Raw genomic sequence first — 19,368 nt, 5'->3', positions numbered from 1 at the left:
AAAAATTTACCGCGATCACCGACCGCGATAAGACCTCAACTCAGGCGTAGTCGCTCACCGGGATGCAGCTGCAAAACAGGTTGCGGTCACCGTAGACGTTGTCGACCCGGCCCACCTGGGGCCAGTACTTCACGCTGCCGGGCACGCGCTGGGCAAGAGCCGCACCGACTTCGCGGCTGTAGGGGCGGGTCCATTCGCTGGACATCACGCTGTCCGCCGTGTGCGGCGCGTTTTTCAGCGGGTTGTTGTCTTGCGGCCAGGTGCCGTTTTCCACCTGACGGATCTCTTCGCGGATGGCGATCATCGCGTCGATGAAGCGGTCGATTTCCTCCAGCGTCTCGCTCTCGGTGGGCTCGACCATCAGCGTGTTCGCTACGGGGAAGCTCAGCGTGGGCGCGTGGAAGCCATAGTCCATCAGTCGCTTGGCCACGTCTTCGGCCATCACGCCGCAGCTGTCCTTGAAGTGGCGCAGGTCCAGGATGCACTCGTGCGCCACATGGCCGTTGTCACTGGCGTAGAGCGTAGGGTAGTGGGGTGCCAGGCGCTTGCTGATGTAGTTGGCTGCCAAAATCGCCGACTCGGTGGCGTGCTTCAGGCCCTCGGCACCCATCATGCGGCAGTACATCCAGCTGATCGGTAGCACGGCGGCATTGCCCAGCGGCGCGGCCGACACAGCGCCCACGCCATTGACCGGTACGCCGCCTGTGGCGTGACCCGGCAGATAAGGCACCAGGTCTTCGACCACACAGACAGGGCCAACGCCGGGGCCGCCACCGCCGTGCGGGATGCAGAAGGTCTTGTGCAGGTTCAGGTGGCTCACGTCACCGCCGAACTCGCCGGGCGCGGCCACGCCCACCAGGGCGTTCATGTTGGCCCCGTCCACATACACCCGGCCACCGTGCTGGTGCACCAGCTCGCACAGGGCTTTGACCTGCGTCTCGAACACGCCGTGTGTGCTGGGGTAGGTGATCATCACGGCGGCCAGGTTGGCGCTGTGCTGCTCGCACTTGGCCTGCAGGTCGTCCATGTCCACGTTACCGTTTTCGTCACACTTGGTGACCACCACGGTCATGCCGACCATCTGGGCGCTGGCGGGGTTGGTGCCGTGGGCGCTGGACGGGATCAGGCAGATGTGGCGGTGGCCTTGGCCTTGGGCGCGGTGGTAGGCCTGGATGACCAAGAGACCCGCGTATTCGCCCTGGCTGCCTGCGTTGGGCTGCAGGCTGATGCCTTTGTAGCCGGTGGCCTGGCACAGCCAGTCGCGCAGCTGCTGGTCCAGCAGGGCATAGCCCTTCAATTGCCCGGCAGGGGCAAAGGGGTGGACGCCCGCAAACTCGGGCCAGGTGATCGGGATCATCTCGCTGGTGGCGTTGAGCTTCATGGTGCAGCTGCCCAGCGGGATCATGCTGCGGTCGAGCGCCAGGTCTTTGTCGGACAGCTGGCGGATGTAGCGCAGCATGCCGGTCTCGGAGTGGTAGCGGTTGAACACCGGGTGCGTGAGGAAGGCGCTGCTGCGGCGCAGTGACTCGGGGATCAGCGGAGCAATGCCTTTTTCGAACTGCTCGAACGAGGGCAGTTTCTGGCCGTCTTGGGCGAACAGCGCCCAGAGTGTCGCGATGTCTTCGCGCATGGTGGTTTCGTCCAGGCTGATGCCCACAAAACCGGCGCGGCCACCGCTGTAGCGGCGCAGGTTGAGCTGCTGGGCCACCGCTTGAGCGTGCAGGGCATCAGCCGCTTGTGCGCTGCCGCAGTCCACCGTGAGGGTGTCAAACGCCGTGCCGTGCAGCAAGGACGCGCCCAAGGCTCTGAGGCCTTCGGCCAGCACAGCGGTGTAGCTCGCGATGCGGCGGGCGATGCGGGTCAGGCCCGCAGGGCCGTGGTAGACCGCGTACATGCTGGCGACCACAGCAGGCAGCACCTGCGCGGTGCAGATGTTGGATGTGGCTTTTTCGCGGCGGATGTGCTGCTCGCGGGTTTGCAGGGCCAGGCGGTAAGCGGGTTTGCCGTGCACGTCCACGCTCACGCCGACCAGTCGGCCGGGCAGCGAGCGCTTGTATTCGTCGCGGCAGGCCATGAAGGCGGCGTGTGGACCGCCTGCGCCCATGGGCATGCCAAAGCGTTGGGTGGTGCCCACCACGATGTCGGCACCCATTTCGCCCGGCGACTTGAGCAGCACCAGCGCCATCAGGTCGGCGGCCAGGATGAAGGCGGCTTGCTTGCTGTGCACCAGATCGGCGCTGAGCTGCCAGTCGGCCAGCCAGCCGCTGCTGCCGGGGTACTGGTTGAGCGCGGCAAAGTAGTCGTCTTGTGCGATGGCCGCTTGCCATTCGTCGCCCGAGCGCACGAGCTTGACGGTGATGCCCAATGGCGCGGCGCGGGTCTGGATGACCTCGATGGTTTGCGGGTGGCAGTCGCCGCTCACAATGAACACGTTGCCCTTGGCCTTGACCGAGCGCTTGGCCAGCGTCATGGCCTCGGCCGCTGCGGTGGCTTCGTCGAGCATGGAGGCGTTGGCGATCGGCATGCCGGTCAGGTCGCACACCATGGTCTGGAAGTTGACCAGCGCTTCCATGCGGCCCTGTGAAATCTCGGCTTGGTAGGGTGTGTAGGCGGTGTACCAGGCGGGGTTTTCCAGGATGTTGCGCAGGATCACGCCGGGCGTGTGGGTGCCGTGGTAGCCCTGGCCGATGAAACTCTTGAGCAACTGGTTTTGCTGCGCCATGGCTTTGAGCTCGGCCAACGCGGCGGCTTCGGTCACCGGGGCTGGCAGCTGCATGGCCTGGGCGCGGGCGATGCTGCGCGGCACGATGGACTCGATCAGGGCGCGGCGCGAGGCCTCGCCGATCACGCCGAGCATGTGCTGCTCATCAGCGTCGCTGATGCCGATGTGGCGGGCGATGAATTCGGACGGATTTTCGAGTTCGCCCAAGGGCTTGAGGGTGGACATCAGCATGTGTGGCTCCGTTTAAAACATTCGGCAAGCGGCACGGCATGCCACTTGCCCAAGGTTCTGGAGGGAAGAGCGTTGTGTTTGTCATGCCCGAGTGGATCGGGCATCCATGGACCCCGGAGCCCGTCCGGGGTCACAAAACACTCAACAGTTCACTCAGCCCGCCGAGAACTTGTTGTAAGCCGTCTCGTCCAGCAGGGCGTCGGCCTGCGCGGGGTTGGACAGTTTGACCTTGAAGAACCAGCCTTTGCCCAGGGGGTCGGTGTTGGCCAGCGAGGGGTCGCCGCGCAGTTCTTCGTTCACCTCGGTGATCTCGCCGTCCACGGGCATGTAGACGTCGGCAGCGGCCTTGACCGACTCGACCACGCCTGCGACCTCTTTGGCGGCAAAAGACTTGCCCACTTCGGGCAAGTCCACAAACACCACATCGCCCAGCGCGTCTTGTGCGTGGTGGGTGATGCCGACGACGGCGGTGTCACCGTCAATTTGCAACCATTCGTGGTCTTCGGTGTACTTGATCATGTGGGAGCTCCTTGTGTGTTAGGGTATTCAATCGGGGTCAGATCCCCATTGTTTGGCTTGTCAGGATGTGTGGATTCAATTGGGATCTGACCCCGATTAAGTTCAACCGCGGTGATAGCGGTTGGGTACGAAGGGCAGGGCGCTGACGGTCATGGGCACGGCTTTGCCGCGCACCATGGCGTTCAGGCGTGTGCCTGCTGGCGCGTATTCTGCCTGCACATAGGCCAGCGCCACAGGTTGGTCGGCCGTCGGGGCCAGCAGGCCGCTGGTGACTTCGCCCACTTTCTGGCCGCCGTCGTTGTGCAGTTCCACATGCTCGCGCACCGGCACGCGATCCAGGGCCACCAGGCCCACGCGCAAGCGCTGCGCCGGGCTTGTGCCGTCGAGCTGCGCCAGCACTTTGTCAGCTCCTGGGAAGCCGCCTGCACGCGCGCCACCTGTGCGGCGCACCTTTTGCATGGCCCAGTTCAGGCCCGCTTCGACTGGGGTGGTGGTGGTGTCGATGTCGTTGCCGTACAGGCACAACCCGGCTTCCAGGCGCAGCGAGTTGCGGGCACCCAGGCCAATCGGCTTGACTTCGGGCTGGGCCAGCAGGGCACGGGCAAAGGCATCGGCCGCGTGGGCGGGCAGGGAGATTTCAAAACCGTCTTCGCCTGTGTAGCCGCTGCGGGTCACATACAGGTCTGCGCCATCCAGGTCAAAGGCGGCGCCGGTCATGAACACCAATTTTTCAACGCCGGGCAACAAGCGCTGCAAGGCGGTCACCGCCTGCGGGCCCTGCAGGGCCAGCAAGGCGCGGTCAAATTGCGGCGTGATGGTGCAGCGGCTGCCGATGCGCTCTTGGATGTGGGCCAGATCGCCGTGTTTGCAAGCCCCGTTGACGATGACAAAGATGTCGCCGCCGTTGGCCACATCGCGGTTCACGAACATCAGGTCGTCGATGATGCCGCCCTCGTCATTGAGCAGCAGGCCGTAGCGCTGTTTGTTCATGCCCAGTCCGATCACGTCCACCGGCATCAGGCACTCGAAGGCGGCAGCGGCATCGGGGCCGCTCAGGCACAACTGGCCCATGTGCGAGACGTCGAAGAGGCCAGCCGCGTTGCGGGTGTGGTGGTGCTCGGCGACCAGGCCAGAGGGGTATTGCACCGGCATGCTGTAGCCCGCAAAAGGCACCATGCGGGCGCCCAGCTCGGTGTGCAGGGCGTTCAAAGGGGTGGTGAGCAAGTCGGCAGCAGCGTTCACAGGAACTCCAAGGGCAATGAACAACCACAGCACATGCTGTGGCTTGCCCTCGCTGTCCGCTTTACCTGAGAGATTCGCCGGGACCATTCGGCCTGAAAGCCGGACGTTCTGCGGTTTGCTCCTTCGGTGGATGCCGTGGCCCGATGGCCCGGCACCTCTCTCCAGTGAGGTAACGCCTTGATGAAAAGCGTTTTGTCAGTCCTTTTGCCTGAGCGTTCAGCAGTTTTTCAAACCGCCTGCGCCTTCGGCGGCCTGACTTGTTTCATGCTTGAGACAAGTCAGGCGCTCTCCTGACAGGGGTGGATTCTAGCTTTATTTGGCGTACACCAGATCCCGCAAGGTCAGCGACAAAGCAGGCACATAGCTCACCACCATCAGGCAAACCAGGATCACCAGCACGAAGGGGATCAAATCTTTGATCATCCGATCGAGCGAAATGCGCGCTACCGTACAGGCCGCGAACAAGTTCACGCCGAAAGGCGGTGTGATCATGCCCAGCGCCAGATTGACCACCATGATCAGGCCAAAGTGAACCGGGTCGATGCCAAAGTGCATGGCCACAGGGGCGAGGATGGGCGCCAACACGATGATGGCGGCACTGGTTTCAATGAACATGCCAATGAAAAACAAGGCCACGTTCACGCCCAGCAGGAAGTAGGCGGGCGACTTGAGCACGTCTTCCAGCCAGTGACCAATGGCTTCAGGCACCCCAGCGCGCGTGATCAGGAAGGCGAACAAACCCGCGTTGGCGATGATGAACATGATCACCGCGCTGGACAGCACCGATTTGCGCATGATCACAGCCAGGTCTTTCAGCTTGATCTCGCGGTAAATGACCGTGCCGACGATCAGCGCGTAGAACACCGCCACGGCAGACGCTTCGGTGGGGGTGAACACCCCGCCGTAGATGCCGCCCAAAATGATGACGGGCATCATGAGCGCCCAACCGGCTTGCCACGATGCTTTGCCAAAACTCAAGCGTCCATCGCCATCGTTTTTGCCCCAGCCTTTGTATTTGCAATACACCCAGACCCAGAACATCAAGGCTGCGCCAATGAACAGACCCGGGCCAAAACCGGCAATGAACAGCTCGCCAATGGACACTTCGGCACTCACGCCGTACAGGATCATGGGGATCGAAGGCGGGATGATCACGCCGAGTTCGGCCGATGTGGCTTGCAAGGAGGCCGCATAGGTGGTGGGGTAACCGTGCTTGATGAGCGCCGGGATCAGGATGGTGCCGATGGCGAAGGTGGTGGCAACCGATGAGCCCGACACCGCCGCAAAAATCATGCAGGTCAGCACGCAGGTCATGGGCAAGCCGCCTTGCACGCCGCCCACGATGCTCTTGGCAAACTCCACCAGGCGACGGGAGATGCCGCCGGTTTCCATGATGTTGCCCGCCAGGATGAAGAAGGGGATCGCAGCCAGCGGGAATTTGTTCATCGAGTTGAACATCTCCTTGACGGAGATGAGCATGTTGGCATTGCCGATCTGAATGCCGACGATGGCCGACAAGCCAATGGACACGGCCACCGAGATGGTGAGTGCAAAGCACAGCACCATGGTGCAAAGCATGACGACGCTCATTGTGCGGTCTCCAGTTCCAAACGCTGGGGATCCAGCCAATTGCCAATGATGCTGATGACGCTGAAAGCCGCGCCGACGGGCAGCGCCATGTACGCCCAGAACATGGACACGTCTTCAAGCCCGATCATGGACTGGACCTTGCCCCGGTTGGCGTAGTCCCAGCCCCACCAAATGATGACGCACACCAAAGCCAGTGCAGCCAATGCCACCACAGTGTCGAGAAATTTCTTCATGCGCGGGCCGCTCCAGCGGTAGAGCACGTCCACGCTGACCATGGCGCCTTGACGAAAGGCCATGGGGATGCCCATGAACACCATCCAGATGAGGCTGAAGCGGATGATGACCTCGGTCCATTCAATGGGGGTTTCCAGCACGAAACGGGTGAAAATTTGCAGCATGCCCAGGCAAGCTGCGACAGCCAGCATCAAACAGGCCACGAGCATGGAAAAAGCGGTGGTCCACTTTTCCACACTCAAATAGAGCGAACGCATAAAACTTCCTTCTCGACAAAATCAAAAAACGCCCGCCAATTCTGCATTGGCGGGCGTTTTGAACAAGCGCTAAATCACTTGAAGTTGCGGATGCGGTCCAGGTTGGCTTTGCCGAACTGCTTTTCAAACTCGGCCATGGCTGGACCCATGGTGGCCACGAATTTGGACTTGTCCACGTTTTCAATGATGGTCATGCCCTTCTTGCGCAACTCGGCCACGCCATTGGCATCGTCCTTGTCGACGCGGGCGCGGTTGACCTTGACGGCCTCTTTGGCCGCATCGAGGAAGATTTGCTTGTCAGCGGCGCTGAGCTTGTCAAAACTGCCCTTGTTCATCAGGATCACGACGGGTGAGTAGACGTGGCCAGTCAATGTCAGGTGTTTTTGGACCTGGTCAAAGTTGGCCGCCATGATCACGGACAGAGGGTTTTCCTGGCCGTCCACGGTGCCTTGCTGCAAGGCGGTGAACACTTCGGGGAAAGCCATCGGCGTGGTCACAATGCCCAGGCTCTTGTATGCCGCGACGTGGACAGGGTTTTCCATGGTGCGCATTTTCAGACCCTTCAGGTCACCGGGCTCGTTGACGGCGCGCTTGCTGTTGGTCATGTGACGCACGCCGTTTTCACCCCAGGCCAAAGCCTTGAAGCCTTTGGACTCGAATTTGGTCAGCAGTTCCTGGCCAATGGGGCCGTCGAGCACGGCGCGTGCATGCGCTTTGTCACGGAACAAGAAAGGCACGTCCAAAATGCGGGCCTCAGGCACGAAGTTGGGGACGGGACCGGTGGAGGTGGTGGCCAATTCCTGGGTACCCAGCTGGACCGATTCGATCGACTCGCGCTCACCGCCCAAAGAACCCGAGTAGAAGTTCTGGATCTTGATGCGACCGTTGGTCCGCTTTTCCACTTCTCTGGCCAGCGTGTCGATGGCTTCGCCTTGGTGGGAGTTCTGGGCGACCGAAATGCTGTTGCGCATGGTGATTTGCGCAGAGGCCGTGGATACGATGCCGATGGCCAAGCTCAGGCCCAACATCAGTTTGCTCAATTTCATTCGTAGCTCCTCGTGGATCAATGGACGATGACGAATTGGGGATCAATTTGTCATACAAGTTTGATTATGGGGTGCCCGCAGAGCGGTTCGACTACGGGTTTTCGCGGGGGTGCTGATGCCTTGGTGACGCTGTGGTCGCCTTGCAAAAAAAGAGGCCCTGCAGGGCCTCTCAAAGTGAATGCACAGGACTTACATGCCTGTGTAGTTCGGTCCACCACCGCCTTCGGGCGTGACCCAGACGATGTTTTGCGTCGGGTCCTTGATGTCGCAGGTCTTGCAGTGGACGCAGTTTTGCGCGTTGATCTGCAGGCGGTCGCTGTTGTCTTCGTTCTTGACAAATTCGTACACACCGGCCGGACAGTAGCGCGACTCGGGACCTGCGTATTTGGCGAGGTTGATGGCCACGGGCACAGACGCGTCTTTCAGCGTCAGGTGGGCCGGCTGGTTTTCCTCGTGGTTGGTGTTGCTGATGAAGACGCTGCTCAAACGGTCAAAAGTCAGCTTGCCATCGGGCTTGGGGTAGACGATTTGTTCGCACTCGGCGGCAGGCTTCAGGTACGTGTGGTCGGCCTTGTCGCGGCGCAGCGTCCAGGGAATGTGGCCACGCAGCACAAACTGCTCGAAGCCGTTCATGAGCGTGGCGACCGTCAGGCCCTTCTTGAACCAGCTCTTGAAGTTGCGCGACTTGTTCAGCTCGGTGTAGAGCCAGCTGGCCTCGAAGGCCTCGGGGTAGGCGCTCAGCTCGTCGTGCTCGCGGCCTGCCACGATGGCGTCATAAGCCGCTTCGGCGGCCAGCATGCCGGTCTTGATGGCGGCGTGGCTGCCCTTGATGCGGCTGACGTTCAGATAACCGGCGTCGCAACCCACCAGTGCGCCGCCCGGGAACACGGTCTTGGGCAGGCTCATCAGGCCGCCTGCGGTGATAGCGCGTGCACCGTAGCCAATACGCTTGGCGTTGACTTCGCCTTGGTCGTTGGTGAAGTACCACTTGATGTTGTTGTGGGTTTTCCAGCGCTGGAACTCTTCAAAGGGGCTGAGCCAGGGGTTGGCGTAGTCCAGACCGACCACATAGCCGATGGCGATCTTGTTGTCTTCCATGTGGTACATGAACGCGCCGCCGTAGGTGTCGTTGTTCATGGGCCAGCCGGCGGTGTGCATCACAAAACCGGGGGTGTGGCGTGAGGGGTCAATCTCCCAGACTTCCTTGATGCCGATGCCATAGGTCTGCGGGTCGCGGCCTTCGTCCAACTTGTATTTGGCGATCAACTGCTTGCCCAGATGGCCGCGTGCGCCTTCGGCGAACACGGTGTATTTGCCGTGCAACTCCATGCCGAGCTGGAAATTCTCGGTCGGCTCGCCGTCTTTGCCAATGCCCAGATTGCCGGTGGCCACGCCTTTGACCGAGCCGTCCTCGTTGTAGAGCACTTCGGCGGCGGTGAAGCCGGGGAAGATTTCGACACCCAAATTCTCGGCCTGCTGGGCCAGCCAGCGGGTGAAGTTGGAGAGGCTGATGATGTAGTTACCGTGGTTTTGTGCGCACTCGGGCAGGAAGATGCCGGGGGTGCGGGTGGCGCCGGTCTCGCTCAGGAAGCTCCAGGCGTCGTCGGTCACGGGCTGGTTGAGGGGGGCGCCGCGTTCTTTCCAGTCAGGAAAGAGTTCGGTCAGGGCCTTGGGGTCCATGATGGCGCCGCTCAGGATGTGTGCACCGGGCTCGCCGCCCTTTTCCAGCACCACCACCGACACGTCGGTGCCTTTTTCAGCGGCCAGTTGTTTCAGGCGAATGGCCGTGGACAGGCCAGCGGGGCCGCCACCGACCACGACCACGTCGTAGGGCATGGATTCGCGAGGGCCGTAGGTGCTGAGGATTTCTTCGGGGCTCATGAAAGTCTCTTTGAGGATAGTTGCGGATGCGGTGCCCGGGCGCAGGGCTTGTCGGGCGCGTGACTCATTTTATGCATCTTGAGGGTCGTTCCCCCGCACAATGGCGTCAGCCGTTGCAAGCAACGGACGCGAAACCCCTAGAAGGATTTGTCATGGCTTATGAAATCGATTTGTCGGGCCGCGTGGCCCTGGTGACGGGCGCTTCGGGTGGCCTGGGTGCGCAATTTGCCAAAACCCTGGCCGCGGCCGGGGCTGGCGTGGTGCTGGCCAGCCGCCGCATGGAAAAACTTAAGGACCTGCGGGCCGAGATCGAGGCGGCGGGCGGCGACGCGCATGTGGTCGAGATGGACGTGACCGACCGCCACAGCATCGCCGCGGCTGTGGCGCACGCTGAAACCGAGATGGGCAGCATCGACATTTTGGTGAACAACTCGGGCGTGAGCACCACCCAGCGCATCCAGGACGTGACCGAAGAAGACTATGACTTCATCATGAACACCAATGTGCGCGGTGCGTTTTTTGTGGCGCAAGAGGTGGGCAAGCGCATGCTGGCCCGGGCCAAAGGCGCAGCGCCGGGCAGCTTCACGGGCGGGCGCATCATCAACATCGCGTCGATGGCGGGCCTCAAGGTCTTGCCGCAAATCGGGGTGTATTGCATGAGCAAGGCGGCCGTGGTGCAGATGACCAAGGCCTTTGCGGTGGAGTGGGGCCGTTTTGGCATCAATGTGAACGCGATCTGCCCAGGCTACATCGACACCGAGATCAACCACCACCACTGGCAGACCGAGCAGGGCCAAAAACTCATCAGCATGCTGCCACGCAAGCGCGTGGGCCAGCCGCAAGATCTGGACGCCTTGCTGATGCTGCTGGCCAGCGACCAGAGCCATTTCATCAATGGCGCGGTGGTCTCGGCCGACGACGGCTTTGCGGTGTGAGGGGCAAACCATGAAGCTGGAGCTGCCCGAGCGCAAGAAACTGGTGCACGAGTTGGTCATCCCCATCCGCTGGGGCGACATGGACGCCATGGGCCATGTCAACAACACGGTGTACTTCCGCTATCTGGAGACCACCCGCATCGACTGGTTCGACAAGATCGGCTTTGTGCTGAATCCGCAAGGCGAGGGGCCGGTGATCGTCAATGCCTTTTGCAACTTCTACAAACAGTTTGAATACCCGGGCAATATCCTGGCCAAAATGTTTGTGAGCGATCCGGGCCGCACGACCTTTGAGAGCTGGTGCACGCTGGAGCGCACCGACCAGCCGGGCGTGGTATTTGCCGCAGGGGGGGCGACCACGATCTGGGTGGACTTTCCCCAACAAAAAGCCGTGACCATGCCCGACTGGGTGCGGGCTTTGGTCAGCAACTGAGCGCCGTTTTTCGTGGGAGCGCACCCTTGTGCGCGAATCCCTTAAGTGGCCGATGTGGCGGGTACGCCCACCGCACGCCACTGGTCGGCGTGGTTTTGCAGCCAGTCTTGCGACAGGGTGGGGCTGCCCACTTGTATGGGGTGAAAGTCGCGTCGGGTGTAGGCCCAGATGGGCTTGGCCACGCGCCAGACCATGCCGCGGCGACCGAACAAAAACTTGCCCGCTGACCACCATGTCGAAGGCTTGAACAGCGTCTTGTCGTGCCAGAGGTTGTTGACGGTCTGGCGGAAGACATCGGTGCTGAACTGCACGGTGACGTACCAGAACCAGCGCATGCGCCACTGGTGGTTACCGCCCAATCGCTGGTACAAGTCAAAGGCTACGCATTTGTGCTCGGACTCTTCGGCAGCGTGCCAGCGCCACAGGGTTTTGAGGGGTTCTTCGGCCCCGGCGAACCAGTCGCCCGGCTGGTCGATGCGCTCCAGCGTCAGGTCACCAAAGATGGAGGTGTAGTGCTCAAAAGCGGCAGTGATCGCCAGCTCGTGCAGATAGCCCTTGTCGCTCTTGCTGAAAAATTCTTCGCGGCCTTTTTTCAGGCGCTGCTCGGCGCGTGGCCCCCAGTGGTTGACCAAGCCTTGTTTTTCCAGGTGGGCGTTGTACAGGGCATGCAGGTGGCGGTGGGTGGCCTCTTGCCCAACAAAGCCCTTGGCGATTTGCTTGAGCTCGGCGTTTTCCGGGGTGTCGGGCAGCTGCTTGGCCCCCGCCTTGACCGCATCGATGAAGGACTGCTCACCCACCGGAAAGCTCATGGACAAGGCGTTGGCATAAGCCGTCAAAAACGCATCGCCGCCGTTCCAGTGACGAGAGAAACCCTGGCTCAGGTCCACGCTCAGGCGGCGCACGGTCAACTCGGTCGGGGCGGCGGGGTGGGTGCTCATGGCATGTCTCATGGTGATATGGGTCAGAATGTGAGCATTGTTCAGGTTTTGCAAAGACCTTGCAACTCGCTATCTGCTCACATTTTGACAAAGGCCTTTTCATGCCCGCCCCCAAACCCGCTGCAAAACCCGCCACCAAGCCCCAGGCCAACCCCCAGGCCGAACTCAGCCTGCGTCGCCAGCCTTCGCAGGCCCGGGCGCAGCAGACCATGCAGACCCTGTTCAAGGCCGCTGCTCAGATTTTGGATAAGGAAGGCGAGGGTGGTTTGACCACCAACAAGGTCGCGGCTGCTGCTGGGTTTTCGATTGGCACGCTCTACCAGTACTTTCCGAGCAAAGAGGTGCTGGTGCGGGCCATGGCCACACGCGGGCAAGAGATGGTGTTGCAAGAGCTGGGGCGCTACCTGAGCGAGCTGGAAACTCTGCCCAACGTGCGCGAGCTCGACGGGCGCGAGCTGCTGTGCCAGGCCATTCGTATCCTGGTGCGCGGTTTTGCCACCGGGAAGGGCCTGAGCCAAAGCCTGATCCGCCTGTGCTGGACACTGGAAAAACCCGATGAAACCGCCAGCGCCGTGCGCCAGGTCGCCGACCGCCTGGCCATCTTTTTTGAACGCATCGGCCACCCCGCGCTGCAAACACCCAGCCCGGCGCAGCTGTTCGTACTGACCCGTTCGGTCATCGGCACGCTGCGCAGCGCCAGCCTGGAAAAGTCGCCCTTGCTGGGCAGCCCGGCCTTTGAGGAGGCCCTGGTGCAAATGGCCTGGTCCCTGCTGGCCCGCCAGTCTCCCACCAACCCGGCCTGACCTGGCACCCATTCGTCATCGAAGGCATGGACACCCTATCGGGTCGGGTGTGACGAGTTCGCGTGTCTGTCATGCCCGGGCATGCGGGCATCCACGGCAGTCGAAGGCACGTCCCCCGATCAAGTCAGGTGTTCAGGCCAGCACTCAGGCCGTCGGCTTGGCCTTGGGCGCGCGGCCCATCAGGTAGAACTCCGGGTTGGGCATCATGCCGCTGAAGCTGGCCATGCGGTTACTCAGGCCAAAGAAGGCGGTGATGGCCGCGATGTCCCAGATGTCCTCGTCGTTGAAACCGTAGGCGTGCAGAGCGGCAAAATCGGCTTCTTCGACCTCGTCGGAGTGGTGGCAAACCTTCATGGCGAAGTCCAGCATGGCGCGTTGGCGTGGGCTGATGTCGGCCTTGCGGTAGTTGATGGCCACCTGGTCGGCCACCAAAGGCTTTTTCTCGTAAATCCGCAAGATCGCGCCATGCGCTACCACGCAATACAGGCAGTTGTTGGCGGCGCTGGTGGTGGTCACGATCATCTCGCGCTCACCTTTGGTCAGGCCGCTTTCGCGCCCGACCGATTCGGGCACCATCAGCGCATCGTGGTACGCAAAAAACGCCCGCCATTCGGCTGGGCGACGGGCAAAGGCCAAAAACACATTGGGTACAAAACCGGCTTTTTCTTGAATTTCCAGCACTTTGGCTTTGATGTCTTCAGGCAGGTCATTGATTTCGGGGGTTGGGTAGCGTGTGCTCATGGCTTTCCTTTTTGTTGTCATGCCCGCGAATGCGGGTATCCATGTCTTATCGGCTTTGGCTGTCTTGGACTCAGCCACATGACCGATTATGCTGACGAACTTTTCAGGAGCCTGTCATGTCCAAAACACCCATTGAGCAAGCCCGCGACGCCCACGCCGATGACGCTGCCTTCCAGGCTGGCCTCATCACCCGCACCCAAGTCATGGGCGCTGAATTTGTGGACCGCGCCTTTGGCAACGCCACCGATTACACCCAGCCCATGCAGGAGTTCATCACGCGCAACGCTTGGGGCAACGTCTGGCAGCGCCCCGGTCTGGACTTGAAAACCCGCAGCCTGGTCACAGTGGCCATGCTGACTGCGTTGGGCAAACAGCATGAACTCAAGGGCCATGTGCGCGGCGCACTCAACAACGGTGCCACCCCGGAAGAGTTGCGCGAAGTGATGCTGCACGCCACCGTGTATTGCGGCTTCCCCACGGCCATCGATGCGTTTAGGACGGTGGCGGAGGTGGTTGAATCCCAGGGCTGACTCACCCCCGCATCAACTTCTGAATCAAATCCGCCGTCCCGGAGGCCTGGTATTTGCGCATGAGCTTGACGCGATAGATTTCCACTGTGCGGTGGCTGATGCTCAGGGCGCGGCCGATCTCCTTGCTGGTCAGGCCGTCCATCAGGTGGGCGGCGACTTCGCGTTCGCGGGCGGTGAGTTCGGCCTTGACAGGTTTGCGGGCTGACAGGTCTTCAAAGGTCCAGATGCCCGCCTCGTGTGGCGCGTCGCGGTTGAGTGCCCGGCCGGTCACGTGGCACCAGAAGGTTTCGCCTTTGAAGCGCCCGTCCACCCGTTTCATTACCCGGTCATCGGCGTACACGCCTTTGGCGTTCAGGATGGGTGCGATGCGCTGGCCGGTGCGTTCGTACTCGTCAGCGCTGGGGTAGAGCAGCTGAAAGCTTTGGCCGATCAATTGCGCCTTGCTCACACCAAACATCTCGCACACCCGCTGGTTGCAGTCGACGATGGCGCGGTTGCGCGACAGCACCAGGCCGATGGGGGCCAAATCGAAGGCGAGGCGGTAGTCGATGTCGGTGTTCATGGTTTGATCAGGGCCAGCCTCTACGAAAAACTACGTATGTGATTACGTAGTATCGTAGCGTTTTCATCCTTTCCTGGAGACCGGTGTGAACAAGATTTATCCCTCCGCAGCCGAAGCCCTCAAGGGCATCGTGGCTGACGGGCAACTCATTGGCGTGGGCGGCTTTGGCCTGTGCGGCATTCCCGAGGCGCTGATCGATGCGCTCAAGAACAGCGGCGTGCAGAACCTGACCGCGATTTCCAACAACGCGGGCGTGGACGATTTTGGTCTGGGCAAGCTGCTGCAGACCCGCCAGATCAAGAAAATGATCGCGTCCTATGTGGGCGAGAACAAGGAGTTTGAGCGCCAGTACCTGGCGGGCGAGCTGGCCCTGGAGTTCACGCCCCAAGGCACGCTGGCCGAGAAGCTGCGTGCGGGCGGTGCGGGCATTCCGGCCTTCTTCACCAAGACCGGCGTGGGCACCCTGGTGGCCGAAGGCAAGGAGCTGCGCGAGTTTGACGGCGAGACCTATGTGATGGAGCGCTCGCTGGTCCCCGATGTGTCGCTGGTCAAGGCGCACCGCGCCGACAAGTCCGGCAACCTGCAGTTCCGTTACACCTCGCGCAACTTCAACCCGGCGGTGGCCATGGCCGGCAAGATCTGCGTGGTCGAGGTCGAAGAGATTGTGGAAACCGGCGCCATGCACCCTGACAGCGTGCACCTGCCCGGCATTTATGTGCACCGCATCGTGCTGAACGCGAAGCCGGAAAAGCGCATCGAAAAACGCACCATCACTGAAAAGGCGGGAGTCTGATATGAGCTGGAGTCAAGACCAAATGGCCGCCCGTGCGGCCCACGAACTGGAAGACGGTTTCTATGTGAACCTGGGCATCGGCATCCCCACGCTGGTGGCCAACTTTGTGCCCGCCGACAAGGAAGTCTGGCTGCAAAGCGAAAACGGCATGCTGGGCATTGGCCCGTTCCCCACTGAGGACGAAGTCGATGCCGACCTGATCAACGCGGGCAAACAGACGGTGACGACCATCAAAGGCTCGTCGATTTTTGGCAGCGAGCAGTCGTTTGCCATGATCCGTGGCGGCAAGATCAATCTGTCGATCCTGGGTGCGATGCAGGTCAGCGAAAAGGGTGATCTGGCCAACTGGATGATCCCCGGCAAGATGGTCAAGGGCATGGGCGGCGCGATGGACCTGGTCGCAGGCGTCAAGCGCGTGATCATCTTGATGGAACACGTGGCCAAGAAGAAAGACGGCACCGAGGACATGAAGATTTTGCCCAGCTGCACACTGCCCCTGACGGGCGTGGGTGTGGTCGACCGCATCATCACCGACCTGGCCGTGATGGACGTGACCGACGCGGGTCTGAAAGTGGTGGAGCTGGCCCCGGGTGTGACGCCCGAGTTGCTGCAAAGCAAGACGGGTGTGAAACTGATCTTCTGATCGGCGTTCTCCCAAACCTTCAAAAAACCGCAATTTATTGCGGTTTTTTGTTTTCATTGAATTGATTGACTTAATGGTCGTAAAAAACGACTGAATGCAATACTTTTGGGTTTTTCCTTATTCCATTGACCGACAGTTCCTCACAAAATGGGGTTTTTAATGGCTTGCTGAATGTCGAACTTCCCCACAGATCGCGTGCGCGGTGAATTGCTCCGTGAATGGCGCGTCTCTCAGCGGTGCGATGTCACCGCTTTGGCCAGCAGCGCCAATTTGTCTGTCGCCCAAATTTTGCAATTGGAGTCGGGCGGTAACTCGCTTTTTTACACCCCGGCCATCAAGGAAAACGCGGCCCGCAAGGTCGCCAACTTGCTGGGGGGCGATCCCGCCGCCGTGATCCGACCCATGGACGATGCGGCAGTGGTTCCAGGGCCTTCTGTTGTAGAGGAGTTGGTGGAGTTGTCGCGCCAAAGGGCTCAAGCCACTCCTGCCCCTTCGGTGTTCTCTCAACCGCCCCGTTGGCTGCTGGGTTTGCTTCTGACCGTTGGTTTGTGCGTGGTGGGTTTGGTTTTGCTTCGTCACCCAGGCCCGAGTGGTGGGGTGAGATCGCTGTGGCAAGTGTCAACCGCTCAACCGGTTTCGGCCCCCCAGCCCAAGACTGCGCCGGCCGTTGTTGCGCGGCCTGCACCCGTATCCGCTGCCACGCCTGCGCCCACACCGGCACCTGCGTTCACACCTGAATCTGTGATTGCACCCGCACCCGCACCCGTTGCAGTTGAAAAAGTCGCTCCTGACAACAAGCTCTGCCAACCCCATCAAACCGCCGCCGTGCTCACACCTGCCAGCCCCAGCAAAGCTGGCGACATGGTGTACCTCGTGGCGCAGAAATCGGGGGCCATTTGCGTGGTCGATGGCGCGGGCCGCAGTACGGTGCTGTCCTTGGCGGCGAACGAAGCCCGCAGTGTCTATGGCGCAGCCCCGTGGCGGGTGCATTTTGAACAGCCAGAACAAGCCCAGCTGTATTTCCAGGGCGTGCGCCTGCGCCTGCCGGATGCGGGCGTCACGCACGTGGCTTTGCAAGAAGCCGCCAGAAACCGCTGAGTTCAGGCCCTCAGCTGGGCCTGCAGTTCGGCCACTTGGGCACGCAAGGCCTGATTTTCTGCGGTCAGTGAGGCCACACGCGCTTGCAAGGCTTGCACGTCCTCGGGCAGGGCCACAGATGAGGCCGCGGCCTCTGGGGATGTCTTGCGGTGCACCTCGCGCACACGCTTGGCGGCTTGTTTGAGTTCATCCTTACCGCCCAGCGCGGCAGATTTTTGTTCTTCAGCGGACAAGCTGGCCACGGCCGCAGCGGCGTTGATGGAAATGGCGCCGGCCTTGACGGCCGCTACCAGTTCGGGCGCGGCTTGTTTCTGGATTTTTTCAATCTGCACCACCTGGCTGCTGCTCAGGCGGGCGGCTTTGGCGATGTCGGCGCGGCTCTTGAGCGGGTTGGGCTCGGGGACTTCAGCGTCTTGGGGTACGACATGCGTCGCATCGCCCAGTGATGGCATGCCTGGTTCGGCGCTGGCGCTGGCGCTGGCGATGGCGATGGCTTGGGCACGCCGCGCAGCCAGAATCTCACGCTTGCGCAAAGCCAGCACGCCACGCTGAAAGTCGGAAACGCTGCGCCGCCCCAGGTGCTGATCGATCATCCACAGGTGGACATCCTCCATCGATTGGAAGCGCGTGTTCTGCACCGTCTGAAAAGGCAAGCCATGCTTTTGGCAAATGCCGTAGCGGTTATGCCCGTCCACCAGCACATCGCCCCACAGCACCAGCGCATCGCGGCAACCCTCGGCCAGGATGCTGCGCTCCAGCGCTGCGTGTTCGTCCGGGGTGAGCGGGTCGATGTAGGCTTTGAGTTCTTCGTTGACGGTGATCTGCATGGGCGAGGGTAGAAATGCCGAAGGCCCCTTGCGGGGCCTTCTTGGTCTGGGCGAAAGTGCTGGAGCGGGTGATGGGAATCGAACCCACGTTATTTGCTTGGGAAGCAAGAGTCCTACCATTGAACGACACCCGCGATGCACCAGATTGTACTGGTGCTTGGACCTTGTCCAGACAAGAGGGATGCGAGCCATGGCAGAGGTGGCGCATTTGTCGCAGGCGTGACGCGATCGCGTGTTCACTGCGGATTTACCCGGTGGACGGGAGCGGGCAGCCTGCATAAATTGGGGTGTCTACCAATTTGCAGGAACCCCGATGAAGACAGACATTTCACCCATTGAGCAGACCCCCGACCCACAGCGCCGCCAAACCCTGCAAGGCATGGCGGGCATCCTGGCGGGCATGGCTGCGCCTGCGCTGATGAGCAGCAGCGTTTGGGCGCAGAGCGCATTTCCCAACAAACCCATCACCCTGATTGCGCCTTGGCCACCGGGCGGAAGCAGCGATGCGGTCATGCGAGCATTTGCCGAGAGCGCCTCGCGCGCGTTGGGCGTGTCGGTGGTCGTGGACAACCGGCCGGGGGCTGGGGGCACTTTGGGTGCCACCGCCATGGTCAATGCCCGTCCCGATGGCTACATGCTCACCCAGTTGCCTTTGGGTGTGTACCGCTTGCCGCACATGCAAAAAATGGCCTTTGACCCGGTCAAGGACCTGACCCACATTGCATGCCTGACGGGCTATACCTTTGGCTTGGTGGCGACCATGGATGCGCCTTTCAAGACCCTCAAGGAAATGGTGGCTTATGCCAAGGCCAATCCGGGCAAGGTCGAGTACGGCAGCACCGGCACGGGCACCACGCCACACCTGGCGATTGAGGAGTTCTCGCAAAAAGCGGGCATTGAGCTCAACCACATTCCCTACAAAGGCTCTGCTGAGCTGATGCAGGCGATTTTGGGCGGACACATCCGAGTGATGAGCGGCACCACCGAATTTGCACCGCTGGTCAAGGAGGGCAAGCTGCGCCTGTTGGCCACGCTGGGGCGCAACCGCACCAAGGCGTTTCCGGACATTCCCACGGTCAAGGAAAGCGGCTGGGACACGATCACCGAGTCGCCTTTTGGCATTGGCGGCCCCAAGGGCATGGACCCGGCCGTGGTGCGGATACTGCACGATGCCTTCAAGAAAACGCTGGAAGACCCCAAAGTGCTGGAAACACTGGACCGCTTCTTCCAGCCCGTGATCTACATGGGCACCGAGGAGTACACCCGCTACGGCGCCCGCACTTTTGAGGCCGAACGCGCCACCATCGAGCGTCTTGGCTTGGCCAAAAAGTCGTGAAAAAAGG

General features: G+C 61.3%; 19 protein-coding genes, 1 tRNA gene and 2 riboswitches. Of the genes, 8 read left to right on the top strand and 12 right to left on the bottom strand.

Annotated elements, in window-relative coordinates:
- Window positions 1-40 precede the first annotated feature (40 nt).
- The 7 genes from gcvP to B9Z34_RS02690 form a co-directional block, all read right to left on the bottom strand.
- Window positions 41-2,953: an aminomethyl-transferring glycine dehydrogenase gene (gcvP, locus tag B9Z34_RS02720; protein WP_108426549.1), complete on the bottom strand. Its 2,913-nt coding sequence runs from the start codon at window positions 2,951-2,953 to the stop codon at window positions 41-43.
- Window positions 2,954-3,106: 153 nt separating this feature from the next.
- Window positions 3,107-3,472, bottom strand: coding sequence for a glycine cleavage system protein GcvH (gene gcvH, locus B9Z34_RS02715; protein ID WP_108426548.1), 366 nt, complete (start codon window positions 3,470-3,472; stop codon window positions 3,107-3,109).
- A 102-nt stretch (window positions 3,473-3,574) separates the two neighbouring features.
- Window positions 3,575-4,714 carry a glycine cleavage system aminomethyltransferase GcvT gene (gene gcvT, locus B9Z34_RS02710; RefSeq protein ID WP_108426870.1) on the bottom strand — a complete coding sequence of 380 codons (1,140 nt, stop codon included), beginning with the start codon at window positions 4,712-4,714 and terminating at the stop codon, window positions 3,575-3,577.
- 42 nt (window positions 4,715-4,756) lie between these two features.
- Window positions 4,757-4,889, bottom strand: a riboswitch (glycine riboswitch).
- Between the two features lie 11 nt (window positions 4,890-4,900).
- Window positions 4,901-5,017, bottom strand: a riboswitch (glycine riboswitch).
- Window positions 5,018-5,026: 9 nt separating this feature from the next.
- Window positions 5,027-6,304 (bottom strand): TRAP transporter large permease, encoded by a 1,278-nt coding sequence (locus tag B9Z34_RS02705; RefSeq protein ID WP_108426547.1) that lies wholly within the window; start codon window positions 6,302-6,304, stop codon window positions 5,027-5,029.
- A complete protein-coding gene (locus B9Z34_RS02700; protein ID WP_108426546.1) occupies window positions 6,301-6,795 on the bottom strand; it encodes a TRAP transporter small permease in 495 nt (164 codons plus the stop codon). The genes B9Z34_RS02705 and B9Z34_RS02700 overlap by 4 nt, the downstream gene beginning before the upstream one ends.
- Window positions 6,796-6,869: 74 nt before the next feature.
- A complete protein-coding gene (locus B9Z34_RS02695) occupies window positions 6,870-7,841 on the bottom strand; it encodes a TRAP transporter substrate-binding protein (RefSeq protein ID WP_108426545.1) in 972 nt (323 codons plus the stop codon).
- Between the two features lie 189 nt (window positions 7,842-8,030).
- Complete coding sequence (locus tag B9Z34_RS02690; protein ID WP_108426544.1) at window positions 8,031-9,722, bottom strand: electron transfer flavoprotein-ubiquinone oxidoreductase; 1,692 nt, start codon at window positions 9,720-9,722, stop codon at window positions 8,031-8,033.
- A gap of 152 nt (window positions 9,723-9,874) precedes the next feature.
- On the opposite strand from B9Z34_RS02690, the gene B9Z34_RS02685 reads away from it, so the two are divergent.
- Window positions 9,875-10,657 (top strand): SDR family oxidoreductase, encoded by a 783-nt coding sequence (locus tag B9Z34_RS02685; protein WP_108426543.1) that lies wholly within the window; start codon window positions 9,875-9,877, stop codon window positions 10,655-10,657.
- A gap of 10 nt (window positions 10,658-10,667) precedes the next feature.
- On the top strand, window positions 10,668-11,090 hold the full coding sequence (locus B9Z34_RS02680; protein WP_108426542.1) for a thioesterase family protein: 423 nt from the start codon (window positions 10,668-10,670) through the stop codon (window positions 11,088-11,090).
- Window positions 11,091-11,131: 41 nt separating this feature from the next.
- Here B9Z34_RS02680 and B9Z34_RS02675 read toward each other — a convergent pair whose 3' ends face one another.
- A complete protein-coding gene (locus B9Z34_RS02675) occupies window positions 11,132-12,028 on the bottom strand; it encodes a metal-dependent hydrolase (protein ID WP_108426869.1) in 897 nt (298 codons plus the stop codon).
- Between the two features lie 101 nt (window positions 12,029-12,129).
- On the opposite strand from B9Z34_RS02675, the gene B9Z34_RS02670 reads away from it, so the two are divergent.
- Entirely contained in the window at window positions 12,130-12,831 is a 702-nt protein-coding gene (locus B9Z34_RS02670; RefSeq protein ID WP_233249382.1) for a TetR/AcrR family transcriptional regulator, read from the top strand.
- Between the two features lie 144 nt (window positions 12,832-12,975).
- Here the strand turns inward: B9Z34_RS02670 and B9Z34_RS02665 are convergent, their stop codons facing one another.
- The gene (locus B9Z34_RS02665) at window positions 12,976-13,572 is read right to left on the bottom strand and encodes a peroxidase-related enzyme (protein WP_108426540.1); all 597 of its coding nucleotides are present in this window, start codon (window positions 13,570-13,572) and stop codon (window positions 12,976-12,978) included.
- A gap of 116 nt (window positions 13,573-13,688) precedes the next feature.
- Here B9Z34_RS02665 and B9Z34_RS02660 point away from each other — a divergent pair, with 116 nt between their 5' ends.
- On the top strand, window positions 13,689-14,102 hold the full coding sequence (locus B9Z34_RS02660; protein ID WP_108426539.1) for a carboxymuconolactone decarboxylase family protein: 414 nt from the start codon (window positions 13,689-13,691) through the stop codon (window positions 14,100-14,102).
- 1 nt (window position 14,103) lies between these two features.
- Here the strand turns inward: B9Z34_RS02660 and B9Z34_RS02655 are convergent, their stop codons facing one another.
- Entirely contained in the window at window positions 14,104-14,664 is a 561-nt protein-coding gene (locus tag B9Z34_RS02655; protein ID WP_108426538.1) for a PAS and helix-turn-helix domain-containing protein, read from the bottom strand.
- Window positions 14,665-14,749: 85 nt separating this feature from the next.
- Between B9Z34_RS02655 and B9Z34_RS02650 the strand changes: the two genes are divergently transcribed.
- The 3 genes from B9Z34_RS02650 (at window position 14,750) to B9Z34_RS02640 (ending at window position 17,198) form a co-directional block, all read left to right on the top strand.
- On the top strand, window positions 14,750-15,457 hold the full coding sequence (locus B9Z34_RS02650) for a CoA transferase subunit A (protein ID WP_108426537.1): 708 nt from the start codon (window positions 14,750-14,752) through the stop codon (window positions 15,455-15,457).
- Window position 15,458: 1 nt separating this feature from the next.
- On the top strand, window positions 15,459-16,100 hold the full coding sequence (locus B9Z34_RS02645; protein WP_108426536.1) for a CoA transferase subunit B: 642 nt from the start codon (window positions 15,459-15,461) through the stop codon (window positions 16,098-16,100).
- Between the two features lie 171 nt (window positions 16,101-16,271).
- Complete coding sequence (locus B9Z34_RS02640; RefSeq protein WP_108426535.1) at window positions 16,272-17,198, top strand: hypothetical protein; 927 nt, start codon at window positions 16,272-16,274, stop codon at window positions 17,196-17,198.
- Window positions 17,199-17,200: 2 nt separating this feature from the next.
- Here the strand turns inward: B9Z34_RS02640 and B9Z34_RS02635 are convergent, their stop codons facing one another.
- Window positions 17,201-18,025, bottom strand: coding sequence for a plasmid replication/partition related protein (locus B9Z34_RS02635; RefSeq protein ID WP_108426534.1), 825 nt, complete (start codon window positions 18,023-18,025; stop codon window positions 17,201-17,203).
- A 60-nt stretch (window positions 18,026-18,085) separates the two neighbouring features.
- Window positions 18,086-18,159, bottom strand: a tRNA-Gly gene (locus B9Z34_RS02630).
- A gap of 179 nt (window positions 18,160-18,338) precedes the next feature.
- Here B9Z34_RS02630 and B9Z34_RS02625 point away from each other — a divergent pair.
- The gene (locus B9Z34_RS02625) at window positions 18,339-19,361 is read left to right on the top strand and encodes a tripartite tricarboxylate transporter substrate binding protein (RefSeq protein WP_108426533.1); all 1,023 of its coding nucleotides are present in this window, start codon (window positions 18,339-18,341) and stop codon (window positions 19,359-19,361) included.
- The last annotated feature ends 7 nt before the right edge of the window (window positions 19,362-19,368 follow it).

It is taken from the genome of Limnohabitans sp. Hippo3 (assembly GCF_003063665.1).
Classification (GTDB): domain Bacteria; phylum Pseudomonadota; class Gammaproteobacteria; order Burkholderiales; family Burkholderiaceae_C; genus Limnohabitans_A.
The sequence above is the reverse complement of the archived record's forward strand: the minus strand, read 5'-3'. Positions and strand labels throughout refer to the sequence as shown.

Excerpts from the sequence above, each read along its gene's own strand:
- B9Z34_RS02655 (WP_108426538.1), bottom strand. The coding sequence starts at position 14,664 with ATGAACACCGACATCGACTACCGCCTCGCCTTCGATTTGGCCCCCATC.
- B9Z34_RS02625 (WP_108426533.1), top strand. The coding sequence starts at position 18,339 with ATGAAGACAGACATTTCACCCATTGAGCAGACCCCCGACCCACAGCGC.
- B9Z34_RS02665 (WP_108426540.1), bottom strand. The coding sequence starts at position 13,572 with ATGAGCACACGCTACCCAACCCCCGAAATCAATGACCTGCCTGAAGAC.
- B9Z34_RS02660 (WP_108426539.1), top strand. The coding sequence starts at position 13,689 with ATGTCCAAAACACCCATTGAGCAAGCCCGCGACGCCCACGCCGATGAC.
- B9Z34_RS02675 (WP_108426869.1), bottom strand. The coding sequence starts at position 12,028 with ATGAGCACCCACCCCGCCGCCCCGACCGAGTTGACCGTGCGCCGCCTG.
- B9Z34_RS02690 (WP_108426544.1), bottom strand. The coding sequence starts at position 9,722 with ATGAGCCCCGAAGAAATCCTCAGCACCTACGGCCCTCGCGAATCCATG.
- B9Z34_RS02670 (WP_233249382.1), top strand. The coding sequence starts at position 12,130 with ATGCCCGCCCCCAAACCCGCTGCAAAACCCGCCACCAAGCCCCAGGCC.
- B9Z34_RS02705 (WP_108426547.1), bottom strand. The coding sequence starts at position 6,304 with ATGAGCGTCGTCATGCTTTGCACCATGGTGCTGTGCTTTGCACTCACC.
- B9Z34_RS02640 (WP_108426535.1), top strand. The coding sequence starts at position 16,272 with ATGTCGAACTTCCCCACAGATCGCGTGCGCGGTGAATTGCTCCGTGAA.
- B9Z34_RS02695 (WP_108426545.1), bottom strand. The coding sequence starts at position 7,841 with ATGAAATTGAGCAAACTGATGTTGGGCCTGAGCTTGGCCATCGGCATC.
- B9Z34_RS02645 (WP_108426536.1), top strand. The coding sequence starts at position 15,459 with ATGAGCTGGAGTCAAGACCAAATGGCCGCCCGTGCGGCCCACGAACTG.
- B9Z34_RS02680 (WP_108426542.1), top strand. The coding sequence starts at position 10,668 with ATGAAGCTGGAGCTGCCCGAGCGCAAGAAACTGGTGCACGAGTTGGTC.
- gcvH (WP_108426548.1), bottom strand. The coding sequence starts at position 3,472 with ATGATCAAGTACACCGAAGACCACGAATGGTTGCAAATTGACGGTGAC.
- B9Z34_RS02635 (WP_108426534.1), bottom strand. The coding sequence starts at position 18,025 with ATGCAGATCACCGTCAACGAAGAACTCAAAGCCTACATCGACCCGCTC.
- B9Z34_RS02685 (WP_108426543.1), top strand. The coding sequence starts at position 9,875 with ATGGCTTATGAAATCGATTTGTCGGGCCGCGTGGCCCTGGTGACGGGC.
- B9Z34_RS02700 (WP_108426546.1), bottom strand. The coding sequence starts at position 6,795 with ATGCGTTCGCTCTATTTGAGTGTGGAAAAGTGGACCACCGCTTTTTCC.
- gcvP (WP_108426549.1), bottom strand. The coding sequence starts at position 2,953 with ATGCTGATGTCCACCCTCAAGCCCTTGGGCGAACTCGAAAATCCGTCC.